The sequence below is a fragment of the Mycobacterium sp. BMJ-28 genome, assembly GCF_054404835.1.
Window position 1 is genome coordinate 1832725 of sequence record NZ_CM136783.1, and the last position, 14621, is coordinate 1847345.

Consider the following 14621-nt stretch of genomic DNA (forward strand, 5'->3'; position numbering starts at 1 on the left):
TGCACTATGGACAACACGCGCACGCTGCGCGCCATCGTGGGCGCGCGGGTCTCTCACCTGGACGATGACAAGGCGAACACTCGCAAGGTGTCGCATGTCGCGCAGACCGAAGAGGGCGTGCGCTGGGCGCAGTCTCGTGGATTCGAGGTTGTCGGCACGTTCCAGGACCTGGGGGTCTCAGCAGGGAAGACGACGCCGTTCGAGCGTCCGGAGCTAGGGGAGTGGCTGGCACCCGAACGCTTACACGAGTGGGACGTGCTGGTGTTCTCGAAGATCGACCGTGCGTTCCGGTCGACTAAGGACTGTGTTGACTTCGCGCAGTGGACCAAGGACAACCGGAAGATTCTCGCGTTCTCCGGCGACGGGATCATCCTGGACTATCTGCATCCGGCGGGCGACTCGCTCGACCAGATGATGAGCGAGTTCTTTATCTATGTCGGTTCGTTCTTCGCGGCCATCGAGCTGTCGCGGTTCAAAACGCGCGCCACCGACCGGCTGGCGGTGCTCAAGATGACCGACCGGGTAAGTCACGGTGTGGCCCCGTTGGGCTTCCAAACGGTGCCGCATCCGAGCGGCAAGGGCAAGGCGTTGGCGCGCGACCCGGAGGGGTACGCCCTGCTGCACGAGATACACGCCAAGCTGGTGGTGGATAACTACTCCATGACAGAGCTTGTCCGGTGGCTCAACGACACCGGGCGGCAATCGAACCGGGCGAAGGCCACGGGCAAGGGCAAGTGGTCGGTATCGACGCTGAAACGGATACTCACCTCCCCGCGTATCCAAGGGTTCCGCGTTTCGGGGGACAAGCTCGTATTGGATGCCGAAGGGCAACCGATCCGTATGGCAGATCCGACGTTTGATCAGGCCCAGTGGACGCAACTACAGGATGCGTTAGCGCAGCGCACAGCCAGCGGAAAGCGCCGGCAGGTGACACCAAACCCGTTGTCTGGCATCGGATACTGTGGCGCCATCTTGCATACGCCCGATTGCGAATACTCTGGCGTCCCCGGTCCACGGGGACCGTACACGGGGCCACGGTGTGACTGCCCGGAGTGTGGTTATGCGCTGACCCTGCACCGCCGCAAGTCGTCCAGCGGCAAGGTGCACACCTACGTGCGTTGTGGCCGGTCTGCGACCGCCTGCCGGGGAGCCATGCGTCTTGACGACGTTACGGCGTACCTAGAGGAACGGTTCCTGCTCGACTACGGCCACCGGGAGATGGAACGCCGGGTGTTTGTCCCTGGCGAAGATCATTCCGATGAGCTTGCCCAGACCGAGCAGTCGCTAGAGCGACTGCGGTGGGAGTCCGACAACGGTCTCGTAGACGATGAATCGCTGTATCGGTCTCGTCTGATTGCGCTTGTGGCGCGCAAGGCTGAGTTGACGGCGAACACAGTGGTTCCGGCACGGTGGGATCTCGTCGGAACCGGCAGGACGTACCGGGAACTGTGGGACGACACAACAACCGACCGCCGCCAGGTGCTGCGGGACGCGGGGGTACGGCTCGTCATCTACCTCCTGCCGTACGGCACCTCCGAATCGACCAAGGCCCTGATCACCGAGGTTCGCGTGCCGTCATCGTGGCCAGAGACGGTATTGACCGACGAGGAACGCGAGATACGAGAGATGCTCGCCAGCCGCTAGACGGCCCTGCGGCATTCCGACTGGACATGGTCGCCATCGACCGTCAACAGGCCAAACCCTCGTTGCGTCCCTGTGTGTGTGGTGCCTCGTAAGTCGGCCAGGTTGCCGACTTCCAGGCCGGTGCTCTGAGACGTGATCTCGCCCCGGTAGCCCTTGCTCTCCGTGACCATCCCTAGTCGTCCGGTACTGCCCACCACGACGGATTTTCCCAGTCTCCTGACGGCTCTCAGAGCCGTGTTGCCCGCTATTGGACTTTCGTCCGCGCTATCCGATTTGTCGAGGCTGACCCATCCCGGTGCGATGTCGTAGAGCGCGGGTAGCTCCGTGACGTTGTGGTGTGGCTCGAAAGTGCCGCTGTGGACCCCCACAGGTCCGTCGTACGCTTCCCGGAGCCGGTCTAGCAGACCCGGCGATGCTTCGGTGCAGACAATCTCGTCCGGCCGGGTCTCGGCTACGGACTCCAATAGCCACGCCAATGCCTTGTTGCAGAGTTTCGGGCTTACCGCACCGGTGATCAGTATTCGTTTGGTCATCCCCAGAGGATAGATACTTGACACCGTACGAAATCCCCAGGACTGCAACGCTTTGCATTGCCGGTGTGTCAGCCCTGAGGCGTTCGCTTGGGTCGTCGCTGCGCGCTCTCCAGTGCCGCGAGGTACGAGTCCGCCGAATCCGCTTCGATCCGTTCTAGGATCACTTTGGCGTCGTCCGACAACTCGCCACCCTTCTTGCCTGGGCTGGCGCTGATGTGTCCCCGTTTCCTCGCCTGCCACAGGTGGCCTCGAATGGTGCTGACCGGGAGATTCCCCGCCATTTCGGCCAGGAACTCGTTCACCTTGGTTTGCCCGCGCTGCACAGCGCGTAGGTACTCGCTCGACAGTAGGACGAGATACTCGTCCTCACCCGCGCCGCCTGCCAGTGTGGATTGCAACCGCTTGGCGCGCCACTCGGCTACGGCCTGTTGCTCCCGTTCGCGTGCCCGGTTCCTGCGCGCATCCATCCGCACTTGGTGCCGTAGCTGCTCGATTGCATCTTTGAAGTCGATCAGCCGCAGAACGGTTGAAGACAGACCGCCGACCGGATAGCCCTCGACGGGCCTGATCGTCAGTTCGGCAGGTCCGCCGTCTTCAACTCCCGCAGGCCAGGTCATCACGACCACCCAGTCATCCCCAACGGGTCGCATGACTGAATGCGCTTTAGCTTCGATCATGCCGGGGAGCGTACCAAGTCATCGCGTCCACAACAGGATGTGACTCATCATGTCTTGACACAATCTGTTGAGTCTAGCTACGCTGACTCGTGTCGGAAACGGCAACCACAACGAAACAAGTAGGACCACCGGCCCCGGCTTTCGCCCGGATGTCGCACCCGCCACCAAGGCGGCGTGGTGGCCCGAACAACTACACAGAGTGAGCAGTACCCGCGACAGATACGAGTCGGGCGAGCGTTGGTTCTCAGATACGCCATGACCCCACGACAAGGCTGTCTCGACCGGAATCGAGACGACCAGGAACGCCCGAGAAGGCAGGCAGCGACGCGGTAGTGGTCCAGCATCGACGGAACTAACACGATCAATCAAAATCAATGGGAGACAATAAAAATGGGAAGCAAAGCCGTAACTTCGACGCTCGACTCCATCGCGATCAACCACACTGATCGGAAGTACAACAAGGTGTCGGCAATCGTGCTTAAGCCAGACGCGCAGCGTTTCAGCAACCTGATCCGCATCAAGCCTGGATCGCTCAAAGAGGACTCGACCGGCTCGGTGCGCTGCGAGGTACTCCTCCTGGCAGAGGACATCGAATCCCTCTACCTGGCACCGCTTCATCGCCTGAGTTGACCGGCCAGCGAGATGCCGCCCGTGTTTTGCGGGCGGCTCTCCTCATCACATACTTTCAAATACTAAGGACAAGAACGATTTTCACTGAACAAGCAGGCACCGACTTCAATGACGCCATCGAACTGGTAGCGCAGGATTGCTTGCTCTACGCCCACGTCGTCGGTAACGAGGTCCACGTGTATCGCAGCCTCATCGTCCCGGCGGACGACGAATGGTTGCAGCCGGTCCGGGACATCGTCGGGGAGGCTGAGCCGATCAACCGGCTGACGGTCGAAGACGAAAACATGGTGTGGTTCCGTGCGGAGCACGCCGTCTACCGGCTGGACGACTCGGACGCCCGAGCTGCTGCGTGACTTCTGAGTTTCAACCCGATGTGACGACGCTGCGGCTGCTACACGCCGAGCACGTCAACGGGACGTGGGTCGGCAAGGAACTGCTTCCGATCGCCAACCGGATTCGCAACGCGGGCGGTACGGAAGCGGACTACCGGAGGTGGGTCACGGCGTCGGGGTTATGGGCGTCGTACACAGGGAGCACGAGCGATCCGGCGACAGCTCAACGCAAGCACATTGCGAGCGCGTGGGACCGCGCGGAACGGTCCAAGCCGTTTGAGCTTGATGACATGCTCTCCGATCTTCTGGACCGGATCGCGGCGGCAGCGTGGGGCGGGCGCGCAGGAAACCGCAACCGTGCGGCGGCGCTGGCGTTCGTCGCGTTCTGCCGGGATCGCAACTGCTACACCCGCACGGTGTCGAGTTACGAGCTGGCGAAGTACATGCCGGGAACGTCTGCGAAGACGGCAGCACGAGCACTGGCCGATCTTGTGGGGATCGGCCTATTGCAACGAGTAGAGCGGCGGGACCGGCGCACTTCCCGCCGGTCTACCAGCAGATACGCGGTGAACCTGTACTGGAAACCAACACACGGCACCGCTTCAAACGGTGCCTACAACCCAAAAGGCATAAGTGACTCAATGAATACCGGCAAACACTCATTGCGCCACATGTGCCAATTGGGTGACACGGTGTACGAGGTCGACCTGTCCGACCATGACATCTGGACCCACCGGACCCCGAAGTCCGGGGGGCTCGGGCAGTCCGCGTACCGCGTCTGGCAGCAGCTCCCCGAACATCCCGGCCATGCTGTCTTCGCGCTGGCTGACCCGGCGTCGATCCGAGACCGAGATGACGATTCGGACCATACCGGGAAGTCTGCCGCAGACCTGGCCGGAGAGACAGGGCTGACGCGTAGAGCTGTTGACACAGCCCTCGGTCGGTTGTTTGACAACTGCCTCGCGGTGAAACTTCCCGGCAAGCCGCACCGTTGGTTGCGTGCGGCGTATCCACCTGTGGACGCTCTCGCTGAATTTCTCGGTTGCGCAGGTGCTTTGGTCGGGCACGTCAGCCGTATCGAACAGCGCCAGACCGCCAACCGGGCTGCATACCCCAATGCGTACAACCCAGAAGGGATGACCGCGTGACCTCTACGACGAGGACACCTGACGACCTTTCGGAGATCGAGCCGGAGAGCCTCCCGGACACCTTCGCACCCTCGGCTGACGAGGTCGGGCTTGCTGAGATCGGCGTCAACAGTGTCGATGACGGTGTCGAGACACGTGATAGACCAATGGAACCGTGGGACCCCGGATACGCGGATGAGCGACCTATTGAAGCGGGGCACGACGGTGACGACGTAGGCCGGCTCACGCCGGTCAAGTTCCGGCTAGACGGCAACGGCGACCCGGAACGGATGTTCGCGCTCATGGCACCCGGCGACCTGGTCCAGTCCGGGCACGGGTTCATGGTGAGAGACCTAGGTGATCGGCCAAAGACTCTGTGGCGCAGCACTTGCGAACTGTGCGGGAGCGCCTTACACGCGCCCGCCGACGAATGGGTCTGCGAAGTTGGGCACCTGCCTGGGACTGAGGGGTGGAGTTCGTGTGCTTGCAACTGGTGCCTCATTCGGGGCTTGTGGTTGCGCGGGGAGTTCCGGCCAAAGGGTGGGCGACCTGCGAAGCGTTGCGGTACTGCGGAATGCACGCGCCGCGCTGCGGCCGAACGGCAACGAAAGAGCAGAGCGAAGCGGAGGGCCACGGGTGTCACAGAAACCCCGTAACTGGTAGAGGGGAAGACCACCTCGGCGGATTCGTTCTCCTGCCGTGACCCCTCCGCCGGTTGAGACGGCGGTCCGCTTCGCACGGCTGCCTCCTGGGCAAGAGGCGGACCGCTGGCTCCCAACCATGAGCCCCAACACTTAGCACCCCCGGCCATGAAAGCCGGGGGTGTTTTCGTCGTGCCTAATTCCTGTTCAAACAACCAAGACTGGAGGTGAACGTGTGATCTTCACCGTGTGCCCGCAGGGGCACGAGATCCGATCATCGGCCGACCGTGACGCGGACGGGTGGTGCAAACGGTGCCGAAAGGCGAAGAACGTCGCCTACCGTACGCGCCAGCGCGCGGCCATCGAGCTTGTCACCGTGCTGGAATCGCTCGGCGTCGATGTCGTCAACCGGCCCAACGTAAGAACGCTCGCTGAGATGCTCGCCAGCGGCTACCACGGCAACAACCCGCTGAAGCGATGAAACTCGCTCAGCGTCGACGCTGGGCACCTAAACGAGGCCACCCCTTGCCGGGTGGCCTTTGTCGTCTGCGCACTTGCACGCCGTGCTGTGAGCAGCAACAGCGAGACAGCTTCCGCTGATCGCATTACCAACCAACAGAAGGAGATTCATGTTCGACTATCACATCTACGCTCGAAACATCGCTGGGTGGAGCAATCTGGGCGTTACGTTGCCCGACGACCTCGCAGTCGCCATCGACGTGTTCAAGGCGGCACTGGCAGTTGTGGTTCCCGGCGAACCGGTGTTCGACTTCAAGTCCGTCACCGTCGACAATGCTGCGGCCAAGATTGACGAATTGGCAGGCGAAATTGTCAAGATTCCAAGGGGCCCCGGCCCGGTCTCGGAAGCGAAGTCGCGCATCGTGGACCACACCGCCCGCCGTGTGGTGTCGCTGGCAGCCGACGCCGTGCCAAGCATGATCGAACAGCTCACACCCGAGTTCACCCGGCACGCGGAGGCGTACGTCAAAGCTGCGCGGAGGCTGCCCGACCCGTTGGGTAACGAGACGTTGGTGTCCGGCGGTCCAGGCGTTGTGAAGGCATTCGCCGAGGCCCAATCGGCAGCGGCGGAACTGGATAAGTTCGCTGACTGGGTGTCCAGTTGCTCGGGTGTCCCAGGTCTGGGCGGCGGCATCGAGCCGGTGTTGCGGGTCCTGCACCCCACGACGTACGACGAGCTACGAGTGCTTGATGAGGCTGCGGAGCGATCTGGTTGGGACGCTACCGACGCTGAACGCGCGGTGAACGGTGTCTACCTGGCCGCTGCCCGCGAGGGGATCGAGTTCAGGATCAACCCCCCACGGGAGCTGCGGGAGATCCGTCAGAGCCTCACCTAACGATTGCCCGCACACCCGCTACGCGCCCCCAGTTCGACGCTGGGGGCGTTTCACTCTCTACCCCAAGGAATTACATCAAATGACCACACAGACTGAACTCGCGGCCCGTGAAGCCGCATTCCAGAAGCACCTATCCAACCGTGAGGCGTACCACGCTGCGATCATCGCCCAGGGCGACACCCCGAAAGTGCCCTGGCACCACGGTGACGTCGATCTCCAGCGGGATCTATGGATGCGTCGGTACGAACGACCCGCACCGCCCGTAGGACTTCACACGGACATGTCCGTGATCCGTGGCGATGACCGGCTCTGGTCGTCTGTCGAGGCTGGCGAAGTGCAGGGGGTTGCAGCGTGAGCGACCTCGTGGAGAAACTGACTCGGATGCTCAACCGAGAGGTTCCGGCCAAGGCTCCGGAAGAACTATCGCCTTCGCAGGTTCATTGGCTTCGGACGTTGGAAGGCAAGGGATTCGGCAAGTACCTACCCGATTCGGCGGAGATGCAGGCGGCGGAACGCCAGCGGGCGGCGGATGAGCACCGCGCGGCAATCAAAGATCTGGCGGACTTCAACCGGGATGTTCGAACGGGAAAGTACCAAGCTGACCGCGAAGCCCAGGAGGAGGCAGAGCGTCAGCAGGGTCTCTCCGCTCAAGAGGCCCTCATAGAGGCGTTCCGTGGCGGGAAGCGCGAGACGAGTTCGCAATCCTGGAACTCATCGGGTGCTGGGGTTCCTCTGAACGGCGCTGGCATCCTGGCCGCTGCGGTCCGAGGGCTCGGAGGAGGTGCGACGGTCAATGGCAGTAGATAAAAGGGCGTGTGCTCGTGAGGGTTGCGATAGGGAGGTTCGCAATCACCAATACCGTTGCTGCTCAGTGCAATGCGGCGTGGTCGATAAAGAGCTAGCCAAGACTGAGTCCGTTTGCCGCGAGGTGGGTGGCAGCTACACAGCGGATCTGTGGGCGGCAGCGGTGGCCTATTCGGATGCGTTAACCGAGTTCCGGCGGGCGTTCAGGGACACCTATCGCCGGGCGATGACAGACGGATTCCCGAAGGAACGGTGGAGTGAGATTCAAAGGGTCTAAGCCTTGCTCACTCGTCGCTCCACGCGCGACCTCTGCCCGGCCGGGACGCATTCCAAGCGTCCACGGTCTCGGGCAACCAACCTCTTGTAGTCCCGATCATGCAATCAGGCTCGGGGAGCTTGTATCGGCTCAATGTGCTTGCCGCGACACCTATCCGCTCGGCCACTTCTGCGCGAGATAGGTAACGAGTCGTCACGCGACAACGTCCTGATTCTGTTGTGCGGTAGCAGCTCCCGCCAGAAATCCTTGCTTGAACATCTCCTCCAGGTGAGGGATGAGCAGCTCAGTGATGCGTTCCTGGAACTCCCCGGCGGGGTCGTGCATCTGGCTACCGTCCCAGAAGACGGGCATCTCCGATTCGTCGGCTGACAAGTACCAACCGGGCGGAGACGAGAATGTCCACACCGCATCAACAGTGGGCAGCTTGTGTGCCAGCTCGCTTGCCAGATTCCAGTTCACGGCAACACCTTTCGGTCGGAGATAACACAAAGATACATCGCACAAATGTATTTTCAAAGTGGCTGTCGCTTGCAGTCGCAGTAACACAGGGGTGGGGTGTGCCCGCTAGGGCTGTCCTGTCCGCTTGGGGGGCGCCGGGGAGGGGTGCGGCAGCAGGAGGCACTGGGCGGGGGTGTGCCGGGGTGTGGGCGTGCGCTGGGCTTCGCTGGGGCGCTCGGCCGGCATTGGGGTGTGTGCATGTTAGACGGGGTGCGTCGGGCACTCGCTGGCATTGCTGGGTCGGGTGCCTACCCCAGGGGGGTGTACCCCTGTCCCCGCGCCCCTGGGACCGGCTGGTAATGCGTCTCCGCGTTCCGATGCCTAGGCATCTCCCCGGTTTTCCTGAATCGGCCTGACGGTGGTCGTCGCAGGTCAAGCAATGAATCCGGTTGTGCTCCCGCCGCAAATCACCAGGTCAGAAACGGCCAAGAACCGGCCCAAACAGGCCAGAAAGTAGGCAAAACATGCCCGAAAACGACGAACAACCGACCATCCCGAAGTACCCGACCGGCCTCAAGGCGCGCGGCAAACGGCTGTGGCGCGAGCTGCATGCCGCCGCCAACTTCGACGGCTGCCCAGAGACGCGGATTGTTGTCGAGGAGGCGTGCTACCTCACCGACGAGATCGAACGTCTACGGCGGTTGGTCCGCAAGGCTGGACCGGATACTCGCGTATCCGGGTACAACGGTCAACCAGTCTCGATGCCCGAAGTCGATGACCTCCGCAAGAATCAGAGCACACTCCTGGCGATGCTCAAGTCGCTGCGATTGCCCGACGACGGCGACGGCAAGCTGACCCGCAGTGAGATTGGCAAGATGGGTGCCGCCGCGCGATGGGACCAGGCGTGAGGTCTCCGAAGAGGTGGGGGAGCGAGACGGCGACCTGCGACCCCTCGGTACTGGCGGGTCGGCTTCCGGTGGAGCTGTGCGACCCTGACCGCTGGTACAGCGACAACGGGCTCTACGAACTCTATGCAGGAGTGCGAACGTGGCTCGCCGCACGGAGGGTTGATCCCAATCTTGCGGGTGATGTGTTGGCATCCGCTGGGTTCGTCTCGGCGGATTGGTTCCGTTGGTGGCTGTCGCAGCCGGACGTTCCGATAGAGCCCGCGAGGTGGCGCGCCTAACTGCGCGTATGTGTCGGATAGTTACACTAATGTCATGTCGACGGCGATGGAGTGGTCAAGGGGGTGGCGCACTAGTGGTTGCAAAACCGATTGATGCTGCTCGGTGGCTGATCGCCGTCGCTCAGGACTCGGGTCGCCCCCTGACCAACTTCAAGGTCCAAAAGCTGTTGTATTACGCACATGGCGAATACTTGAGTCGATACGGGAAACCACTCTTCAGAGCAGGATTTGAAGCGTGGGAGCACGGTCCAGTGTGCCCGCCTGTCTACCGAGCTTTTAGCGACTATGGTTCGGGGCCCATCGCCAACGTGCGTGTCGACTTGCCCCGGTTGGCAACCAAGATCGCGGCCAACGAGCTAGCGGTTTTGGAGCAGGCCTGGACGGATTATGGCGATTGGTCGGTAGCGGAGTTGTGGGACGATGTGCACCGCCCTGAGAGTCCGTGGGAGCGGGTCTACGTTCCGGGCACGGATCACATCGAGATCTCCGACCAGGAAATCGAGAATTACTTCACCGACCTCCAATCGCCGAAGATTCGACGCTCGATGAATCGGCTGCGGAAGCGCCGTGACGAACGTGGCGAGCCCGCTCGCCAAGCTGTCGGGGATGCAGGAATCGTGCAGGAGATCGGTGCGTGGGACGATCTCCGATCCGCCAGCTCTATCGGCTTGCTGGGATAGCTCGGGTACGTGGACCTGAGTCGTATTCAGTACAGGGGTGTGTACAAAGTTCGTGATACCGACCTGCGCTTGCACCCGGACCCGGACGGCCGGCCCGCCACGACGAAAGCCCGATTCTTCGTTGTTCTGAGCAACCGCGAGGTGTGCAGTAATCATCAGTGGCGGTATGTCGTCGGATGTCCAACGTCGACTGACGAGAACCATGCGACGGAGTATTGCGTTGAGGCTCCGAAGGGTAGCGGGAACCTGCCGGAAGATTGTTGGATTAGGGTTCCCGCCATCCAGCCACTCGATAAGGCGGTCCTCCTGGGCGGCGACTTTCTGGGGGAGTTGAAGGGTGATCCACGCAAGCGGCTGGAAGAGCTTGTAGTTGAGATGATCGGCCTGCTCTAGAGGCTCGGTCGTACTGCACAACTAGACTGGGTAGCTGTGTATGAGCTGGAGCGAACCCACGAGTGGACGGCCGAAACTCCGGACCCTGTCGCTGCGATGCGTGTGCTTTCTATTTCTTTGCATAGGAATGCAAAGTGGTATCTGCAATCGGACGGATACGCTCTATCCAGCAAATCGACTCGAATAAAGAAAGCTAAAGATTTAGAGTCCTCTGCTAGGAGAGTGCCAGACCCTATCAAAGCGGTCTTACTCAATTACCAGACCCCGTTCAACCTGATTCTTTCTGTGTTGAGGCGGCCCTTCTGCGACTTCAGCCTTGTTATCAAAAAGGACTATGACTACCGCACCAAACCAGAAAAACCTGTCGAGGTGGTCCTACACATGCAAGGTCCAGACACAGACGCTATAGCGGGAATCATGGACCGCGTACGAACCGAGATCGAATCGGAGTTGACGCGACAGAACGCCGCTGGATGGAGTGCTACACCGCCGCCCGAAGAATTCCCTTCGGGCTCTACTAGCCGCGTGGTAACCAACGCGTGGTTTGTGGGGATTGTCGGCGGGCTTGTAGCGACAATCCTGTGGATTGCACTCGTCGCAGGGTGGGACGAAGTCAAGACAACGGTCGTCCCTGCTCCACAGGTGTCAACGCCGACTACTGCCACGTCGTCCGAGCTATCCCCCTCCAAGTGAAGTCGTCTTCGATGCGCATCGCGGTTATCAAACTTGTTGTTGGCCTATGACGGAACGTCAATGCAATGGCCGGGATCAGGTCGCAACAACCTTCAATCGGCACGTGACGTACCCCGCGCCCCGCACCTGATCGCGCTCGCCGAAAATCCTCAACTGTGCTCGCTGAAATTCCCCACCTGTGAGCATCGGTCAGTGTAGTGGTTGGCGGGTTCCGGTGGCGGCTCGGCGGAGGGTGTCGGCGGCGGCGTGGTGGTCGCGTAGCCGGTAGGACTCGCCGTCGAGGTTGATGACCACGGATCGGTGCAGGAGGCGGTCGAGCATGGCGGCGGCGACGGTGGTGTCGCCGAGGATTTCACCCCAGGCGCCTACCCCGCGGTTGGTGGTGATGACGATGCTGGTCTTTAAATAGCGTTGGGAGACAACTTGAAACAACGCGGAGGCTGCCTCGGCGGGTAGCGGAAGGTAGCCGAGTTCATCGATCACGAGCAGTGTGGGTCCGGCGTAGAACCGCATGGTGGTGGCCCAGCGTCCTTCGATGGCGGCGCGGTGACATCGTGCGGCCAGATCGGCAGCGGTGGTGAAGTAGGTACGATAACCGGCGTGGGCTGCGGCCCTTGCCAATCCGACTGACAGGTGCGTCTTGCCTGTCCCGGGTGGCCCGATGAGCAGAACGTTGGTCGCCGACTCCAGATAGCGGCAGGTGCCGAGCTCGTCGATCAGGGCGCGGTCGATGCCGGCGGCGGCATCGACATCGAAATCAGCCAGCGTCGCGGGGGTGGGCAGGCTGGCGAACCGCAACCGCCCCGCCAGCCGCCTGGCGGTGCTGGCATCGACCTCAACGGCGAGCAGCCGTTCCAGGGCCACTGTCAGTGACAGTCCCTCGGCGGTGGCCGCGTCGAGCACCGACGGCAATGCCTCGGCAGCGGCGGTGAGTTTGAGCTCGGCCAGATGGGAACGCAGCTGCTGATAGCGGCTGGCCGCGGCCGTCGGTGTCTGCGTGTCGGTGGTGCGGGCGGTGGCTTTCGGGGTGCGGGTGGTGGGGGTCATTGCAAGGTCCTTTTCTGAGCGGCCCGCTCGTAGGCGGACAAATCGATGACAGTGGAATCGGTTGATGGCATTGCGGATTCGGTGATACCGGTACCCGCGTCGCGGAGTGCAAGGAGTTGTGCGGCAGCTGTTTTAGCGGCCGGTCCGGCTGGGATGCGTTCCTTGCGGCGGTGTGGCCGGCCTGCGGTCGCGGTGGCCATCGCAGCGGTGTCAAGGGCGACGACGTGCCCGCTGTCCCGGGCCATCACCCCCAATCCGTCGGCGGCCATCCGGTGCCGAGCGATCACGATCCCGCTCGTGGTGGCGACGTCGAGGTACTCACCACCAATCGGATGACTGACCCTCACCTCGGCAGCGGCCAGCTCCGGAGGCACCGAGTACCGGTTGCCGCGGTAGGACACCAAAGCCTGCCGCGAAGCGGTCCGGGCCTCGGAGACAATCACCGGATACGGCACCGCCGGCACCGGCCTGAGCGGCTCAGCCTTGGCCACCACCGCCACCGAGGACCGCCCGTCGGCGGTCAAGCGCATCCTGGTGTCGCCACGGACTCGGGCGAAGCGATCCACACTGGCTTGGGCCGCCTCGACGGTCATGTCGTCAGCCAGGGTGCGCCACCAACGTTGCGCCGCGGTGTGATTGACCTTCTCCACGACACCTTTGCGGTTGCCGCGTCGCGGGGGGCAGATCGCCACCGAGACCCCGTAGTGCTTGGCGACCCCGGCGAACGAGGCGGTCACCCGCCCCGAGCCTGGATCGCAGACCGTGGCCATCCGGTCGAACCGCCACACCCGGGTCAGGCCGCCCAGGCCGCGGCAGATCGTGTCGATGGCCGCGACCAGGTGCGGTTGATCCATCGATGGTGACAGCACCGCCCGCCACTTCCCAGAGTGCGCCAGGGATCCGACCAACAGGAAGGCTTTCTTGCCCCAGCCCCACGATGCTGGTGGATCGGGCAATTCCAGCCAGTCCCACTGTGTTTCATCACCCGGTGGATGCGGGATGATCGCGTTGGGCCGGTCGGTGGCGGTGCGGCAGGCTTCGCAGTCCGGGCGCAAACTACGGGTGCGGATGTTGCGGGTCAGGCTCTGATACGACAGCCCGAAACCCAGGTCTTCGAGTTCGTCGTAGAGGGTGCGGGCCCACAGATGCGGGTCCTCGACCAGTCGCGCCGACACGTAGTCGACGAACGGGTCAAACGGATCCGGGCCCGGCCGCGCCCGCACCCCGGGCTCGGCGCCGCCGGCCAGATACTTGCGGACCGTTTTGCGGTCGAAGCCGGTGTGGCGGGCGATCGCAGAGATCGACCAACCGCGTTTTCGTAGGGCGTGTACTTCCATGTCGTCCTCCCATGTGAGCATGAGAAAGCGGGCCTCCTTCGACGGAGCTACTGGCGTCAGACACCAGCAGCATCGAGGGAGGCCCGCCCTTCTCGGCGGAGCCACACGGGTGGGGAATTTCGATGAGCGTCAGTGGGGAATTTCAGCGAGCGCGGTCACACCATGCCTGTGGGCGTCCTGCCTACCGGGTACTCACCATCCTGTTTGAACTCCCCGAGCTTCATCCATCCGCCTCGGGACAGCGCGCCTGAGTCGAGGGGGAAGGACTCATCTGCCGAGTGCATCGTGCAGGAGTTATCGACTAGCTCTAGTCGGGCTGGCGCAGTAGCGCGGACGGTCGCTCCGTCCCAGACCTCCTGCGCGTTGGCCGCGCGAACGTGCACACTGAATGGGAGTTGAGTGCCACGGGAAGGATTGTCGAGTGACATCTCAAGTCCTCGCATCAAGTTGTCGCCCTCGGCGCACACGTTGTCCGCGCAGTCGTTAGCAACGACCGCGTAAAGGACAATCACATCGCCCGGTGATGCACTGACATTGTCTGCGTACGTTGCGTTCGTGAAGTCGGCCAGGCGGACGTGTGCGAAGTTTCGGGTATCTCCGTACGCCGGATTGTTCACGATTGAGTTCAACACTGGCCGCGGCGCCGGATTCTCGATTGTGAACGTTTCTCGATCTGGACCCCAACCGGCAATGTCAGGGTGATTCTCTGCCTGGGACGACTCGCCGCCAACCCACTTCAATCCTCCGACAATCAGGCCGACTAGGGCGACGCTTCCCACGATGAGCGCCACAAGCGACTCGGCCTTGCTCACGTGTGAGAAGAGTCG

At 62.4% G+C, this 14621-nt stretch carries 17 protein-coding genes; 11 read left to right on the forward strand and 6 right to left on the reverse strand.

From position 1 onward, the window contains the following. The first annotated feature begins 6 nt into the window (after positions 1-6). A complete protein-coding gene (locus ACXPWS_RS09125; RefSeq protein WP_458712131.1) occupies positions 7-1644 on the forward strand; it encodes a recombinase family protein in 1638 nt (545 codons plus the stop codon). Here ACXPWS_RS09125 and ACXPWS_RS09130 read toward each other — a convergent pair. Together ACXPWS_RS09130 and ACXPWS_RS09135 are read right to left on the reverse strand one after the other, a co-directional pair. After that, positions 1641-2177 (reverse strand): hypothetical protein, encoded by a 537-nt coding sequence (locus ACXPWS_RS09130; RefSeq protein WP_458712132.1) that lies wholly within the window; start codon positions 2175-2177, stop codon positions 1641-1643. The genes ACXPWS_RS09125 and ACXPWS_RS09130 overlap by 4 nt on opposite strands. 68 nt (positions 2178-2245) lie before the next feature. After that, a complete protein-coding gene (locus tag ACXPWS_RS09135; protein WP_458712133.1) occupies positions 2246-2854 on the reverse strand; it encodes a hypothetical protein in 609 nt (202 codons plus the stop codon). Between the two features lie 390 nt (positions 2855-3244). On the opposite strand from ACXPWS_RS09135, the gene ACXPWS_RS09140 reads away from it, so the two are divergent. From ACXPWS_RS09140 to ACXPWS_RS09165, 6 genes are all read left to right on the forward strand, one after another. Further along, complete coding sequence (locus ACXPWS_RS09140) at positions 3245-3484, forward strand: hypothetical protein (RefSeq protein WP_458712134.1); 240 nt, start codon at positions 3245-3247, stop codon at positions 3482-3484. Then, entirely contained in the window at positions 3481-3837 is a 357-nt protein-coding gene (locus ACXPWS_RS09145; RefSeq protein WP_458712135.1) for a hypothetical protein, read from the forward strand. Before ACXPWS_RS09140 ends, ACXPWS_RS09145 begins: the two co-directional genes overlap by 4 nt. Beyond that, positions 3834-4964 carry a hypothetical protein gene (locus tag ACXPWS_RS09150; protein WP_458712136.1) on the forward strand — a complete coding sequence of 377 codons (1131 nt, stop codon included), beginning with the start codon at positions 3834-3836 and terminating at the stop codon, positions 4962-4964. Before ACXPWS_RS09145 ends, ACXPWS_RS09150 begins: the two co-directional genes overlap by 4 nt. A gap of 855 nt (positions 4965-5819) precedes the next feature. Next, positions 5820-6065: a thioredoxin domain-containing protein gene (locus ACXPWS_RS09155; protein WP_458712137.1), complete on the forward strand. Its 246-nt coding sequence runs from the start codon at positions 5820-5822 to the stop codon at positions 6063-6065. A gap of 148 nt (positions 6066-6213) precedes the next feature. Beyond that, positions 6214-6939: a hypothetical protein gene (locus tag ACXPWS_RS09160; RefSeq protein WP_458712138.1), complete on the forward strand. Its 726-nt coding sequence runs from the start codon at positions 6214-6216 to the stop codon at positions 6937-6939. A 351-nt stretch (positions 6940-7290) separates the two neighbouring features. Continuing rightward, on the forward strand, positions 7291-7746 hold the full coding sequence (locus ACXPWS_RS09165) for a hypothetical protein (RefSeq protein ID WP_458712139.1): 456 nt from the start codon (positions 7291-7293) through the stop codon (positions 7744-7746). A 466-nt stretch (positions 7747-8212) separates the two neighbouring features. Here ACXPWS_RS09165 and ACXPWS_RS09170 read toward each other — a convergent pair whose 3' ends face one another. Then, a complete protein-coding gene (locus ACXPWS_RS09170; protein ID WP_458712140.1) occupies positions 8213-8479 on the reverse strand; it encodes a hypothetical protein in 267 nt (88 codons plus the stop codon). A gap of 503 nt (positions 8480-8982) precedes the next feature. Here ACXPWS_RS09170 and ACXPWS_RS09175 point away from each other — a divergent pair. The 4 genes from ACXPWS_RS09175 (at position 8983) to ACXPWS_RS09190 (ending at position 11410) form a co-directional block, all read left to right on the forward strand. Then, positions 8983-9366, forward strand: coding sequence for a hypothetical protein (locus ACXPWS_RS09175; RefSeq protein WP_458712141.1), 384 nt, complete (start codon positions 8983-8985; stop codon positions 9364-9366). Positions 9367-9718: 352 nt separating this feature from the next. After that, positions 9719-10324, forward strand: coding sequence for a Panacea domain-containing protein (locus tag ACXPWS_RS09180; RefSeq protein WP_458712142.1), 606 nt, complete (start codon positions 9719-9721; stop codon positions 10322-10324). A 39-nt stretch (positions 10325-10363) separates the two neighbouring features. Next, on the forward strand, positions 10364-10717 hold the full coding sequence (locus ACXPWS_RS09185; protein ID WP_458712143.1) for a type II toxin-antitoxin system PemK/MazF family toxin: 354 nt from the start codon (positions 10364-10366) through the stop codon (positions 10715-10717). Between the two features lie 36 nt (positions 10718-10753). Then, entirely contained in the window at positions 10754-11410 is a 657-nt protein-coding gene (locus tag ACXPWS_RS09190; protein WP_458712144.1) for a hypothetical protein, read from the forward strand. A 189-nt stretch (positions 11411-11599) separates the two neighbouring features. Here the strand turns inward: ACXPWS_RS09190 and istB are convergent, their stop codons facing one another. From istB to ACXPWS_RS09205, 3 genes are all read right to left on the reverse strand, one after another. Then, on the reverse strand, positions 11600-12457 hold the full coding sequence (gene istB / locus ACXPWS_RS09195) for an IS21-like element helper ATPase IstB (protein ID WP_458708836.1): 858 nt from the start codon (positions 12455-12457) through the stop codon (positions 11600-11602). Beyond that, positions 12454-13815: an IS21/IS408/IS1162 family transposase gene (locus ACXPWS_RS09200; RefSeq protein ID WP_458708835.1), complete on the reverse strand. Its 1362-nt coding sequence runs from the start codon at positions 13813-13815 to the stop codon at positions 12454-12456. The genes istB and ACXPWS_RS09200 overlap by 4 nt, the downstream gene beginning before the upstream one ends. A gap of 134 nt (positions 13816-13949) precedes the next feature. Continuing rightward, complete coding sequence (locus ACXPWS_RS09205; RefSeq protein WP_458712145.1) at positions 13950-14606, reverse strand: hypothetical protein; 657 nt, start codon at positions 14604-14606, stop codon at positions 13950-13952. Between the last annotated feature and the right edge of the window lie 15 nt (positions 14607-14621).

Bases quoted from the DNA above. Each gene is read 5' to 3' on its own strand.
- ACXPWS_RS09125 (WP_458712131.1), top strand. From the start codon at position 7: ATGGACAACACGCGCACGCTGCGCGCCATCGTGGGCGCGCGGGTCTCT.
- ACXPWS_RS09130 (WP_458712132.1), bottom strand. From the start codon at position 2,177: ATGACCAAACGAATACTGATCACCGGTGCGGTAAGCCCGAAACTCTGC.
- ACXPWS_RS09135 (WP_458712133.1), bottom strand. From the start codon at position 2,854: ATGATCGAAGCTAAAGCGCATTCAGTCATGCGACCCGTTGGGGATGAC.
- ACXPWS_RS09140 (WP_458712134.1), top strand. From the start codon at position 3,245: ATGGGAAGCAAAGCCGTAACTTCGACGCTCGACTCCATCGCGATCAAC.
- ACXPWS_RS09160 (WP_458712138.1), top strand. From the start codon at position 6,214: ATGTTCGACTATCACATCTACGCTCGAAACATCGCTGGGTGGAGCAAT.
- ACXPWS_RS09175 (WP_458712141.1), top strand. From the start codon at position 8,983: ATGCCCGAAAACGACGAACAACCGACCATCCCGAAGTACCCGACCGGC.
- istB (WP_458708836.1), bottom strand. From the start codon at position 12,457: ATGACCCCCACCACCCGCACCCCGAAAGCCACCGCCCGCACCACCGAC.
- ACXPWS_RS09200 (WP_458708835.1), bottom strand. From the start codon at position 13,815: ATGCTCACATGGGAGGACGACATGGAAGTACACGCCCTACGAAAACGC.